Consider the following 11,635-nt stretch of genomic DNA (forward strand, 5'->3'; position numbering starts at 1 on the left):
GTCTTCTCGCAGAGCACGCCCACCGCGTGCATGTGAGTGAGGAATGCCGACCTGCCAAGGCGCGCCGGGCGACACCTGGCGGTCGAGCAACGGCCGTCCGGGCCGGTATCCGGGCTCACGAGTTCCACGGATGGTGCTCCGTGGATCAGCGCACCGCCTTCCCACCCCTGTTTCTGCCGGCGTGAGCCGGAGATGCATGGAGCAGTGGCGTCTTGGCACGACTGAACTCGCTTACCGTTGCGGGGGCAGCACAGGCATCGCGACGGCAGTCGCTCACCTGATTCCCGTTTGACCCGAGCTGCTGACAGCAGCACCGGGCACCCGAACGAGCCGTGATTCTAGCAACGAGTCCTGAGGTCCGCCCAGTGGGGCAGCACGTTGACGGCTTCCGGCCTTCACCGCAATGACTGCGTCATGAGCTGATGCTCTGCGTTCAGAACACGGCGTTAGCCGTTGACCCGAATCGTTTTTTTTCAGTATAGTGAGTTCATGGAAGCCGAACTCACAGCCTTGGACGAACGGATCAAGACGCTGATCAGACTCGCGGACGGGTTACGCGCCGAGAACTCCGAACTGCGTCAGCTGGTCGCGTCCATGCAGGGAGAGAACCAGCAGTTGCGGGACAGGGTCTCGTCTGCTCGTGCGCGTCTGGAGGGTCTGCTTGCGCGGATCCCCGATTCCGAAACCTGACCGGAGTCTTCCTTGGGCAACGAAGCGAAAGCGTTCGACGTCAGCATCATGGGCCGCGAGTTCAAGGTCTCATGCACGGAAGAGGAGCGCCCCGATCTGCTGCGCGCGGTGGAGTACCTCGATCGGAAGATGTGCGAAATCCGTGACTCCGGAAAGGTGGCGGGCTCCGAGCGTATCGCCGTCATGGCGGCACTCAATATCACCCATGAGCTGCTCAAGACGCAGGTATCCGGCGGCGTTGACCTCGGAGACTTGAAGCGTAGAATCGTCGGCATGCAGGCGTCTATCGATGCGGCGATGTCGAATCAGGATAAATTGTTCTGATTCGCGGCCGATAACAGGAGTGCAAGACACAGTCTTCGCTCCCTGTGGTGTTCGACAGGTCGTTAATTCTCTGAACCAATGTCACTCACCCGGTTGCGGACCCAAGCAGCGCTTTTGTGCGCGTCCCATGCGGATGTACCTTCGGCGCTCGGAACGCGACCACTCTTGGACCCCAGGTTCAAGATGCCCGGCCTGACGGCATTTGCGGGGGGCACCCCAAACGACAGAGGCGATGCGCGAGCGTCGCCTCTGTTTCTTTTCGTGCAGGACCAGCCTCCTTTGCGTTCTCGTCACTGTCTTCTCGGCACTGGCCGGTCTCATCCCCGCCAGTGCTGTCGGCATCGCCGGCACATGGGAGAAGATCCGAAGGGGGCTGCCCGCCCCTGCGCCCGCTACCATATCGCCAAGGGATGCGTCGCCCCCGACTGTTGCGGCCCGTTCGCGCGGCCTGGTATGTCTTCGCCGGGCTGCCGTGGCCCGTCGTTCCACCGTCAGGTGGATCGGACAGCGGAGCGAGATCACAGGCGCCGCATCACCTTCCTTCGCCAATGCTGCCGGACGAGGTCGCCGTGACATCCTGGGCCGCGGCGCTGCGATGCGGTATCGTTCCGCACATGCACCACACTCTGATCGTCGCGATCGCGTGTCTGCTCCTCGGCGGTCCCGCCGCGGCCGACGACACGGTGGAGATCTGGCCGATGCTGCAGTCGAGCCTCTTCGGCACCCGCCCCATCGCCGCCGCCGGCCCCGAGATTGTCCTCTCGCTGCCCGCCCGCGCGGAAGACGCGGCAGTCGTTCCCGTCTCCATCCTCACACGCCCGCGCCCGGAGACGGTACCGCCCCGCAAGCTCTATCTCGTCATCGAGCGCAATCCTTCTCCCGTAGCCGCCATCTTCGAGTTCGGCGAAGCCGCGGGCAGTGTCGAGATCGAGACCCGGGTCCGCGTCGAGACCAACAGCCCCGTGCGGGTAGTGGCCGAGTACGCCGACGGCTCGCTCAGCATGACCACAAAGTTCATCGAAGCCGCTGGTGGCTGCTCCGCCCCCGGCAGCAGAAGCGCTGCAGACGAAGCGGGGCTTGGCCGCATGCGCTGGCAACTGCCCGACACCGTGCGGTCCGACATTCCCAACCCGGTCACGCTTCTCATCCGCCATCCGAACACCTCAGGCCTGGCCATCGACCAGTCCTCGCGCCTGATCGAAACCCCGCGCTTCGTGCGCACCGTGCGCGTCATGTGGCGGGACAGGTTGGTGATGTCGGCGGACGTGGACTTCTCCATCAGCCAGAACCCCGCCTTTCGCTTCACCTTCCTTCCGGACGGCAGGGGCACCCTCAGTGCACAAGTCGTGGATTCCAGCGAACTGAAGTTCGAGAGCAGCGTTCCGGTGGCGGGAGAGGGGGAAAAGTAGAGGATATCCTCGCAGCGGCGCAGGTGGGCGGCGGCGCTCCGCCAAGTATGCGGTAGCTCGCGCGCCCCAAGTACCTGGGTGTGGTCCATCGCCAAGTCACTTGCTGGAGCGCAGGACCGGATCGTCCGGCAACTTTTCCGCCAACGTCCGCCGGCGCGCGCGAGCAAGGCGGCGTGGGAATCGAGGGTCGCTGCGCGTGGATTCGCCACATCGCTCCACCCCCGTTCAGACCCGTCCCTCCGCTTCGATCTTGTCCCAGAGCTTCCGGATCATGTCCTCCAGCATCTGCGCTTCCTCCCATCGATCCGACATCTCGTAACCGTCAGCGCCGGTGATGGCGTACTCCTTGGGTCCCAGTTCGCACAGGAAGGTGAGCGTGGCGTCGGGCGGAGCGCGCCGGCGCCAGCTGCGGATACCGTACTCCCACCATTGCATGAACAGTTCGACCCAGTGCTGCATGGTCGGAAAACTGATCTGCACCTGTATCTGTTCGCGGCTCGCCACGCGTCCGTGAAAGCCCCAGCAGTTGTCGAGGATCCGGTGCATGAGCGCATGGTTCTCGTCGGAGACGGGGTACCAGAACTCCCGGCCCACGAGGTAGTGCGAGATGTCTCCCGTGAGGCGCAGGTCGGGAAAACAGTCGAGCAGCCGCAGTGTGAAGAAAAGATCGGTGGTCATCCGGTCCCGGTGCGTCTCGATGTGCACGGGGATGTGCGCATCGAACGCGAGGCGTCGCCAACCCTCCAGGTAAGGAATGCACTCCTCCACGGAGTGAGGGCGCACGTCGGGCTGCAGGTTGACGTGGTCCGCACCCAGCTCGCCCACGTATTCCAGTACAGGCTTGAGATCGTCCACCGTCTTCGGATAGCACTGCGCCTGCCAGGTCATGTCGTGTGCCCGCAGGAAGGACGTGACCTCCTTGGCGAACGCGTAGTCGATGAACCGCACCCCGCAACCATCGAAGCCTGCGTCGCGGATCATCTCGAGCTTGCGATCGAGCGACCACTCATGTCCGTCGGGCCGCCGCCGCTCCATGGCCCAGAGCGACTGATACACGAGCAGTTTCTGCATGGCGTTACCTCATCTCCGGCCCGCCGTGGAGCGGCACAGGCCGTCTCCAAAACGGCGGCGATGAGGAAGCCATGGCAATCGCACCCGGCAAGCCGGCCCATCGCAACGGTGCACCCGGATGCGGCCCGGACCTCGTGACATGACCGTGCATCCGGCAATGCCCGGCGCCGGCGCAGGCCTTGCCGGTGCCTGCGGCAGCACGAACAAGGCGAGACGGCGCTGAGGCTGATTCTTCGTCGACGCGTGGGCGTACACGTCCTGGGCGACGCCGAAACAGCGATGTCCCGAGCAGGCGCCCTGCGCCATCATCAGTACACGACCACGCTGCGGATCGACTCGCCTGCATGCATGAGGTCGAAGCCCTTGTTGATCTCCTCGAAGGGCAGTACGTGGGTGATGAGGCTGTCGATGTCGATCTTGCCGTCCATGTACCAGTCGACGATCCTGGGCACGTCGGTGCGTCCCCGCGCGCCGCCGAACGCGGTGCCCTTCCAGACCCTCCCGGTCACGAGCTGGAAGGGGCGCGTCGCGATCTCCGCGCCCGCCGGTGCCACGCCGATGATCACCGACACGCCCCATCCCTTGTGGCAGCACTCCAGCGCCTGCCGCATCACCTTCACGTTGCCGATGCACTCGAAGCTGTAGTCGGCGCCGCCCTTCGCCAGATTCACGAGGTGCGGGACCAGTTCGTTTTCCGCCATGTCCTTTGGATTGACGAAGTGAGTCATGCCGAACTTCTCGGCCAGTGGCCGGCGTCCCGGGTTGAGATCCACGCCGATGATCATGTTCGCCCCCGCAAGCCGGGCGCCCTGAACCACGTTGAGGCCGATGCCACCCAGACCGAACACGACCACGTTCGCGCCGGGCTCGACCTTGGCGGTGTTGATGACGGCGCCTATGCCGGTCGTCACGCCGCAGCCGATGTAGCAGACCTTGTCGAACGGTGCGTCCTCGCGAATCTTCGCGAGAGCGATTTCGGGGACCACCGTGTAGTTGGCGAAGGTGGACGTCCCCATGTAGTGGAACAGCGGCTTGCCGTCGAGGGAGAAGCGGCTGGTCCCGTCGGGCATCAGCCCCTGGCCCTGGGTCACGCGGATGGCCTGACACAGATTGGTCTTGTGGGAGACGCAGTATTCGCACTCCCGGCATTCGGGCACATAAAGGGGAATGACGTGGTCGCCCTTGCGCAGGCTCGTCACATCCGGCCCCACGTCGACCACGACACCAGCGCCCTCGTGCCCGAGGATTGCCGGGAACAGGCCTTCGGGGTCGGCGCCGGACAGCGTGTACTCGTCGGTGTGGCAGATGCCGGTGGCCTTTATTTCCACGAGTACCTCACCGGCGCGCGGACCGGCGAGCGAGACTGTTTCGATTGACAGGGGGGCTCCGGCCCGATGGGCGACGGCTGCGCGGACTTGCATGGGCTCTCTCCCGGTGGTTTGGCTACGCCCGCATCATCCGACTTTTTCGTGGTGTGTGTCGAAGGGCAGGGCCGGGATTGTGAAGGCGGCAGCTGCGGTGTTGCCCCAGGCGCGTGACGTCACAGAAGGAGTTCCCCGCGCTTCACCGCACACGACCACGCCTCGACCCTGTATCTTTCAGTCTGATTCTGCAATTCCTGGAGCCGCAAGGTACATGGGTCATTGGCTGATGAAATCCGAGCCATCCGAGGTCAGCGTCGACGACGTCGCCAGGATGCCAAAGAAGACCGTTCCCTGGTTCGGGGTGCGCAACTACCAGGCGCGCAATTTCATGCGCGACGAGATGAAAGTGGGTGACCCGGTGCTCTTCTACCATTCCAGCTGCGAGGAACCGGGCGTCGCGGGCATCGCCCGAGTGGCCCGTTCCGCCTATCCCGACGAAACCCAGTTCGACCCCCGCAGCAAGTACTTCGACGCGAAGTCGACTCGTGAAGCCCCGCGGTGGCTGAACGTGGACGTCCAGCTCGTGCGCAAGACCCGTCTTGTCGGTCTGCAGGAGTTGCGGGGATATCCGGAACTGGCCGAGATGCGCCTCCTGCAACGGGGCAATCGGCTGTCCATCACACCGGTCACTCCTGACGAGTGGTCCTTCATCGAGTCCATCCTGTGATCGACATCTCCGTGTGGTGGGCGATCTACCCACTGATGGGATTGTTCGCCGGGTTCTTCGCCGGGTTGCTGGGCATCGGCGGCGGGATGATCCTGGTGAGCCTGATGGTGTTCGCGTTCAATGCGCAGGGGTTCCCCGCCGAACGGGTGATGCATCTCGCGCTGGGATCCTCGCTCGCCACGATCATCTTCACCTCACTGAAGAGCATGCAGTCCCATCATCGCCACGGTGCCGTCCGCTGGGACATCGTCAAGCGTTCGGCGGCGGGTCTGGTCCTCGGAACTCTGGCGGGCAGCGCTCTCGCCGAAGCCTTGCGGTCGAAAGCGCTCGCCGTGCTGTTCACTGCGTTTGTCGTGTATTCCGCGGTCAACATGATGCTGGACCTGAAGCCCAAGCCCAACCGGCAGCTACCGGGCACGCTGGGCATGCAGGTGGCAGCAGCGGCAGTGGGCATTGCGTCCGCTCTGGTGGGAGCGGGAGGAGGATTCCTGGCTGTCCCGCTGATGAGCATGTGCAATGTGCCGATGCGGCAGTGCGTGGCCACCTCCGCGGCGTTCGGATTGCCCATCGCGATTTCCGGCACGATCGGTTTTCTGGTGGGAGGCTGGAACAAGGATCACCTGCCGGCATTGTCGGTGGGATATCTTTACCTGCCGGCGGTCATCGGGATCGTCGTGGGCACGTTCGTCACCGTGCCGCTCGGGGCACGTGTTGCTCACACGATTCCGGTGTCGCGACTCAAGAAGGTGTTTGCGGTGATTCTGTCGATCATGGCCGTCAAGATGACTCTGTCGCTCATGTGACGGCTCGGCATGTGGTCACTGCAGGCGCCAGCAGACTTGCGAGGCAGGCACCCACCGCGGGTCGGCGATGATCTGATCGACGATCGGACGTGCCCGGGAGGCAATCAGGGAGCGGGCCGATCGATGCCCAGGAAGCGGAAATCGACCTCCGGCCTCCTGCCCCCGATGATGTCGGCCAATGCACGTCCCGAACCGCACGAGTGTGTCCATCCCAGTGTGCCGTGGCCCGTGTTGAGATAGAGGTTCGGATATCGGGTGCGGCCGATCAGGGGAACGTTGCCAGGGGTCGCCGGCCGCAGTCCGGTCCAGTAGCGCGCACCCCCGTAGTCGCCCGCCGCGGGGAACAGCGCCGCCACACGCCGGACGATCGCTTCGCAGCGCGCCTGATTGATCTCGACGTTGTAACCATTGAACTCGGCTGTCCCGGCGACCCGCAATTCCGGTCCCAACCGCGAGAAGACGAGTTTTTCTTCGTCATCCGTCAGGCTGACGCGGGGCGCCTCGCCGTCCGGCAAGACGGGCACCGTGATGGAATAGCCCTTGGCAGGATAGACAGGAATGGAAACACCCGCCGGTTTCAGCAAGAGGGGACTGTAGCTGCCACACGCCATGACGTAGGCGTCAGCCCGCTCCACCCGGGAAGCGCCGGCGGCATCGCGCACCTGAACGCCGCTCAGCTTCTCTCCCTCGACAACGATTCGGTCGATGTGCGTCTCGTACAGAAACCTCACGCCGCGCAGCCGGCAATGTTCGGCAAGGGCTGACGTGAACCGGTAGGCGTTTCCGGACTCGTCCGATGGCGTGTAGGTGCCCCCCACAATCGCAATGGTGGAATGACGAAGGGCCGGCTCGATCTCGAGGCATCGTGCCGCACTGACCGGCTGGCTGTCGCACCCGTATTCCCGCATGGCCGCCGCCGCATCGATTCCGGCGGCGAGGCTGTCGTCCCGGGTGAAGAAGTGAAGGATTCCACATTCGAGCTGGTCGTACTCCAGACCGAGCTCGCGCCGCAGCGTTTGCAGGGTCGCACGACTGTAGACCCCCAGATTGACGAGCTGGGCGATGTTGTCGCGTGTCCTCGATGGCCTGCATTCGCCCAGGAATCTCAGACCCCATCCCCAGAGGGCCGGGTCGAGCCGCCAGCGGAAGAGCAGAGGGGCATCTTCCTTTCCCAGCCATTTCAGCAACTGCGCGGGCGCATGCGGATTGGCCCAGGGTTCGGCATGACTGACCGAGATCTGGCCGCCGTTCGCGAAACTGGTCTCGAGGCCGGAGCCTGGCTGCCGGTCCACGACCGTGACTTCGTGCCCGGAGTCGGACAGGAACCAGGCGGTGGCAGTCCCGAGCAGGCCGCTGCCGAGAATCATCACGTGCATAGGGAGGGGGTAAGCGCTCTTCGAGACGGGCTCGATCGTACTGCACCGGATACGGAGCAGAGCCAGCTCAGCTCGAAAATCCTGATGTCGTCCGGCCCGGAGGCGGCGCCGGGACCGTGCGCTTGTCAGCCGATGCTGAGCTGCCCGCCGTCGTTGTACAGATCCACTGCCTCCAGGGACCGGCCGCGGCACGGGCCGTCCTCGCAGTACCCATCCTCGTACCTGAAGATTGCCCCGTGAATCGAGCAGATCAGCCATTCGTGGTCGAACGTCACGAAACGGTCGGGTTGGTCATTGAGCGGCACGTAATTGTGAGGACAGCAATTCACGTACGCCCACGCGCGATCGCCCCTACGCACCACGACGATTCGCAACGGCAGGTCCGGCGCACCGAAGGTGAACTCGCGTCCCTCGCCATCGACGAGATCGCCGAAGGCGCAAAGCGCGGTACCGCGGCGAGGGGCGGCGGGGTGATCCCGCCACCCCGGATTCACCAGGGCTTGCCGCCGCAGTTGCGTGCCTGCGAGTACAGGATGCCGTAAGGCGGCTGCCGTTCGGCGAAGAAACGTCCCACCAGGACACCTTCACAGACGGCATTGACACCTTCGGGATGGTCCGTCGCCTGGAAGTTGACGCCCGGATACTCGAAACGGAGTTGTTCCTGCCAGGAAGACAGTGAGGAATACGTGCTCATACCACCTCAAAACTTTTCCGGTCTTAGCACCCCGATGTCCGCCACGAACACCGTTGTGGCGAAATTGAGGGCGTATTTCAGCCGGACATGTTCGGCGATCGCATCGGCCGTCGGCTCATCGCAGATGACTTCCATCCGGATGTTTCGATCGGCCTCCCATGCACCTTCGCGAACACCGTGCCGGCCACCACCACGCACGTCGCAAATCGTGTACCCGTGTGCTCCCAGGGCCGTCACGTCCTTCACCAGCATGGATTCGAGCGGCGACTCGGTGATGATCACGATGAGCTTGCGTGGATGCATCTGCATATGGGGGCGGATCGTCACCCGAAAAGGGCCTCGGCGAAGCGGTGATACAGGGGAATGCCGACCACGACGTTGAAGGGAAACGTCACGCCCAGCGAAGCCGCCAGGGAGTACGACGGATTCGCTTCGGGAACCGCGATGCGCATGGCGGCCGGCGCTGCAATGTACGAGGCACTAGCGGCTAGCGTGCCAAGAAGCATCGCCCCTCCGGGGGACAAGTCGACGACACGCGCGACGAGAATCCCCAGCACGGCAAAGAGGCAGGGCACGAGGGTCCCGAATAGCACGAGGAACGCACCGGTGCGTCGAAGATCCTGTATCCGGCTCGCGGCAACGAGACCCATCTCGAGCATGAAAAGGCCCAGGACGGCCTTGAAGAGATCGAAGAACAGGCGGCTCTGCGGTTGCAGTGCGTCGGGTCCCGCGAACCAGCCGATGATCAGGCCGCCCGCCAACAGCACGACACTGCGCCCGAGAAACACTTCGTGCGCCAGGGTAGGCCATTGAATGGTCCTCCCGCTGCCCATGCGGGCGAGCAGTATTCCCACGACGATGCCGGGCACTTCCATGAAGACGACGAAGAGCGGCATGTATTGCTCGTGGGTGATATTGCGCTCGAGCAGATAGGCGGTCGCGACGGCAAACGTCACCATGCTGACGGAGCCATAGTGGGCGGCGATGGAAGCCGCGTCGGGCTTGGCGAAACTGCCGATGCGCCTGAGCACCGGATACGCGAGCAACGGCAGGACGATTCCGAGGAGGACGGCGCCGCCAAGCTGCGGAAGCAGGGGCAACAGCGGGTGTTTCGCCAGCTCGACGCCGCCCTTCAGGCCGATGGCGAGCAGGAGATAGATGGAAAGCCCTTCGTACATCGCCTCCGGCAATCGGAGGTCTGAGCGCAACAGGCGGGCGACGAGTCCCAGCAGGAAGAAGAGAACGACGGGATCCATTCGCTATCGCACCGCGCAATACCGCCGGAAGGCTTTCGCACCTGCGTTGGTATCAGTTCCTTTCGGGGGAAGCGGCTCTGCCGATCCGATCCCGGATGGCATCCCATTCGCGGGAATCGGGAACCTGTTCGACAAGTATGAGATCGCAGCGGGAAGTGTCGAGATATCGCAGATCGGCATAGAGCTCATGCGCGTAACGGCCGGCGTCATCGGGCGCTTCGACCCACACAGCCGCGGAAAGGTTCGCGCCTCGAGGACGCCGCGCGAGCACACCCACGCGGACGCCGGCGATGGCCAGAGTTCTTTCGAGGGCATCCGGAGCGACGAGGCGGGTAGGAGTCGTGGGCGCATAGTGCGACGCAAGCGTGCCGGAGGCCCGCGGCGAGTGGGCGTCCGGCCTGCGAACCGTTTCGCCCAGGACCGCCTCCAACTGCTCCACGGAGATGATGCCCGGCCTGAGGAGGAAGGGATGGCCCCGTGACAGGTCCACGATCGTCGATTCGATGCCGACTTCGCTCTGTCCCCCTTCGAGGATCATGTCCAGCGAGTCGCCGAACTCCGCCCTCACGTGAGCCGCAGTAGTCGGTGAAACGTGGCCGAAACGGTTGGCTGAAGGTCCGGCCACGCCGCCGCCGAACGCCCTCAGCATCTTCTGCGCAACCGGATGTGAGGGAACCCGGATGCCTACCGTGTTCTGTCCTCCCGTGATGATGTCCAGGACGTGCTCGGCACGTTCGAGCACCATCGTGAGCGGGCCGGGCCAGAAGGCTTCTGCAAGCCTGCGGGCGGGCTCGGGGACATGGCGGACCCAAGACGCGAGCTGGGCGCTGCCCGCCACATGAACGATGACAGGGTGGTCCGCCGGACGGCCCTTGGCGAGGAATATCCGCCGGACAGCAGCTTCGTTCGACGCATCGGCTCCGAGGCCGTAGACGGTTTCGGTGGGAAACGCCACCAGGCCGCCGTGCGCAAGCAAGTCGGCCGCGCGGAGGATGGCTTCCTCGGATGCCTCGTCGCCGTTCAAGCGGTGAGCAACCGGAGGGCTTCCTCGTACTTCTCGGCCGTGCGGGCCTGCACCTCCGCGGGGAGGGAAGGCGCCGGCGGCTGCTTGTTCCAGTGCTGCGCCTCCAGCCAGTCACGCACGAACTGCTTGTCGAACGATGGCGGGCTGATGCCGACCCGGTACTGTGCGCGAGGCCAGAAGCGCGACGAATCCGGAGTCAGCGCCTCGTCGATCAAGTACAGGAGGCCCGTGGCGTCGGTGCCGAACTCGAACTTGGTATCGGCAATGATGATCCCGCGTGTGCCCGCATACTCGGCCGCCTCGCGGTAAAGCCGGATGGCGGCATCGCGAACGGCCGTGGCCCGTTCCGGACCGAGCAGGGTCCGGGCCTGCGCGAAATCGATGTTCTCGTCGTGCGAACCCTTGGGCGCCTTTGTGGACGGCGTGAAAATGGGTTCGGGTAGTTGCTGCGCTTCCCGCAGGCCCGGCGGCAGCGCGATTCCGCATATCTGGCCAGTCCGTTGATAGTCCTTCCAGCCGGAGCCTGCCACGTAACCGCGTACGATGGCCTCGATGGGCAGCGGTGCCAGCCGGCGCACCACGAAGGAGCGTTCGGCCACGTCGTCGCGTTCGTCCGCCGCCACGAAAGCAAGAGGATCGTCGGGCAGCAGATGATTCGGAATCACGTGCGCGAGACGGGCGAACCAGAAGTTCGACATGGCGGTCAGAACGCGGCCCTTTCCGGGAATGGGCGTGGGCAGGATCACGTCGAATGCGGACAACCGGTCGGTCTGGATGATCAACAGGCGGTCGGCATCGATCTCGTAGATATCCCTCACCTTGCCGCGATGGAGGAATCGCAGCGAACGGAGCCGGGTCTCGAGTACAGGCTTGGTTGCGGTCATGGCAGGACGGTGA

14 protein-coding genes, 1 other RNA gene and 1 riboswitch are annotated in these 11,635 nt (G+C 64.3%); of the genes, 6 read left to right on the top strand and 9 right to left on the bottom strand.

Annotated elements, in window-relative coordinates; all coding sequences use genetic code 11:
• Positions 1–82: 82 nt before the first annotated feature.
• A riboswitch (cobalamin riboswitch) is annotated at positions 83–340 on the bottom strand.
• 149 nt (positions 341–489) lie between these two features.
• The 4 genes from IPK20_04345 (at position 490) to IPK20_04360 (ending at position 2,423) form a co-directional block, all read left to right on the top strand.
• Positions 490–690 carry a hypothetical protein gene (locus IPK20_04345; protein MBK8016009.1) on the top strand — a complete coding sequence of 67 codons (201 nt, stop codon included), beginning with the start codon at positions 490–492 and terminating at the stop codon, positions 688–690.
• A 48-nt stretch (positions 691–738) separates the two neighbouring features.
• Positions 739–1,014 (top strand): cell division protein ZapA, encoded by a 276-nt coding sequence (locus IPK20_04350; GenBank protein MBK8016010.1) that lies wholly within the window; start codon positions 739–741, stop codon positions 1,012–1,014.
• Between the two features lie 36 nt (positions 1,015–1,050).
• Positions 1,051–1,229: non-coding RNA, 6S RNA (ssrS, locus tag IPK20_04355), on the top strand.
• A 354-nt stretch (positions 1,230–1,583) separates the two neighbouring features.
• On the top strand, positions 1,584–2,423 hold the full coding sequence (locus IPK20_04360; protein ID MBK8016011.1) for a quinoprotein dehydrogenase-associated SoxYZ-like carrier: 840 nt from the start codon (positions 1,584–1,586) through the stop codon (positions 2,421–2,423).
• A gap of 225 nt (positions 2,424–2,648) precedes the next feature.
• Here IPK20_04360 and IPK20_04365 read toward each other — a convergent pair whose 3' ends face one another.
• Both IPK20_04365 and IPK20_04370 read right to left on the bottom strand, forming a co-directional pair.
• Positions 2,649–3,494, bottom strand: a complete 846-nt coding sequence (locus IPK20_04365) for a sugar phosphate isomerase/epimerase (GenBank protein MBK8016012.1) — start codon at positions 3,492–3,494, stop codon at positions 2,649–2,651.
• A 308-nt stretch (positions 3,495–3,802) separates the two neighbouring features.
• Entirely contained in the window at positions 3,803–4,915 is a 1,113-nt protein-coding gene (locus tag IPK20_04370; GenBank protein MBK8016013.1) for an S-(hydroxymethyl)glutathione dehydrogenase/class III alcohol dehydrogenase, read from the bottom strand.
• A 214-nt stretch (positions 4,916–5,129) separates the two neighbouring features.
• Between IPK20_04370 and IPK20_04375 the strand changes: the two genes are divergently transcribed.
• Both IPK20_04375 and IPK20_04380 read left to right on the top strand, forming a co-directional pair.
• Positions 5,130–5,585: an EVE domain-containing protein gene (locus IPK20_04375; GenBank protein MBK8016014.1), complete on the top strand. Its 456-nt coding sequence runs from the start codon at positions 5,130–5,132 to the stop codon at positions 5,583–5,585.
• Complete coding sequence (locus IPK20_04380) at positions 5,585–6,388, top strand: sulfite exporter TauE/SafE family protein (protein ID MBK8016015.1); 804 nt, start codon at positions 5,585–5,587, stop codon at positions 6,386–6,388. The genes IPK20_04375 and IPK20_04380 overlap by 1 nt, the downstream gene beginning before the upstream one ends.
• Positions 6,389–6,492: 104 nt before the next feature.
• Here IPK20_04380 and IPK20_04385 read toward each other — a convergent pair whose 3' ends face one another.
• From IPK20_04385 to IPK20_04415, 7 genes are all read right to left on the bottom strand, one after another.
• On the bottom strand, positions 6,493–7,764 hold the full coding sequence (locus tag IPK20_04385) for a D-amino acid dehydrogenase (GenBank protein MBK8016016.1): 1,272 nt from the start codon (positions 7,762–7,764) through the stop codon (positions 6,493–6,495).
• 125 nt (positions 7,765–7,889) lie between these two features.
• Positions 7,890–8,258, bottom strand: coding sequence for a Rieske 2Fe-2S domain-containing protein (locus IPK20_04390; protein MBK8016017.1), 369 nt, complete (start codon positions 8,256–8,258; stop codon positions 7,890–7,892).
• On the bottom strand, positions 8,255–8,458 hold the full coding sequence (locus IPK20_04395) for a hypothetical protein (GenBank protein MBK8016018.1): 204 nt from the start codon (positions 8,456–8,458) through the stop codon (positions 8,255–8,257). The genes IPK20_04390 and IPK20_04395 overlap by 4 nt, the downstream gene beginning before the upstream one ends.
• Before the next feature lie 6 nt (positions 8,459–8,464).
• Positions 8,465–8,767, bottom strand: a complete 303-nt coding sequence (locus IPK20_04400) for a transcriptional regulator (GenBank protein ID MBK8016019.1) — start codon at positions 8,765–8,767, stop codon at positions 8,465–8,467.
• Between the two features lie 14 nt (positions 8,768–8,781).
• The gene (locus IPK20_04405) at positions 8,782–9,714 is read right to left on the bottom strand and encodes a sodium-dependent bicarbonate transport family permease (GenBank protein ID MBK8016020.1); all 933 of its coding nucleotides are present in this window, start codon (positions 9,712–9,714) and stop codon (positions 8,782–8,784) included.
• Positions 9,715–9,766: 52 nt separating this feature from the next.
• Complete coding sequence (locus tag IPK20_04410; protein MBK8016021.1) at positions 9,767–10,738, bottom strand: threonylcarbamoyl-AMP synthase; 972 nt, start codon at positions 10,736–10,738, stop codon at positions 9,767–9,769.
• Positions 10,735–11,622, bottom strand: a complete 888-nt coding sequence (locus IPK20_04415; GenBank protein ID MBK8016022.1) for a phosphoribosylaminoimidazolesuccinocarboxamide synthase — start codon at positions 11,620–11,622, stop codon at positions 10,735–10,737. The genes IPK20_04410 and IPK20_04415 overlap by 4 nt, the downstream gene beginning before the upstream one ends.
• Positions 11,623–11,635 lie beyond the last annotated feature (13 nt).

It is taken from the genome of Betaproteobacteria bacterium, assembly GCA_016713305.1.
Classification (GTDB): Bacteria; Pseudomonadota; Gammaproteobacteria; order Burkholderiales.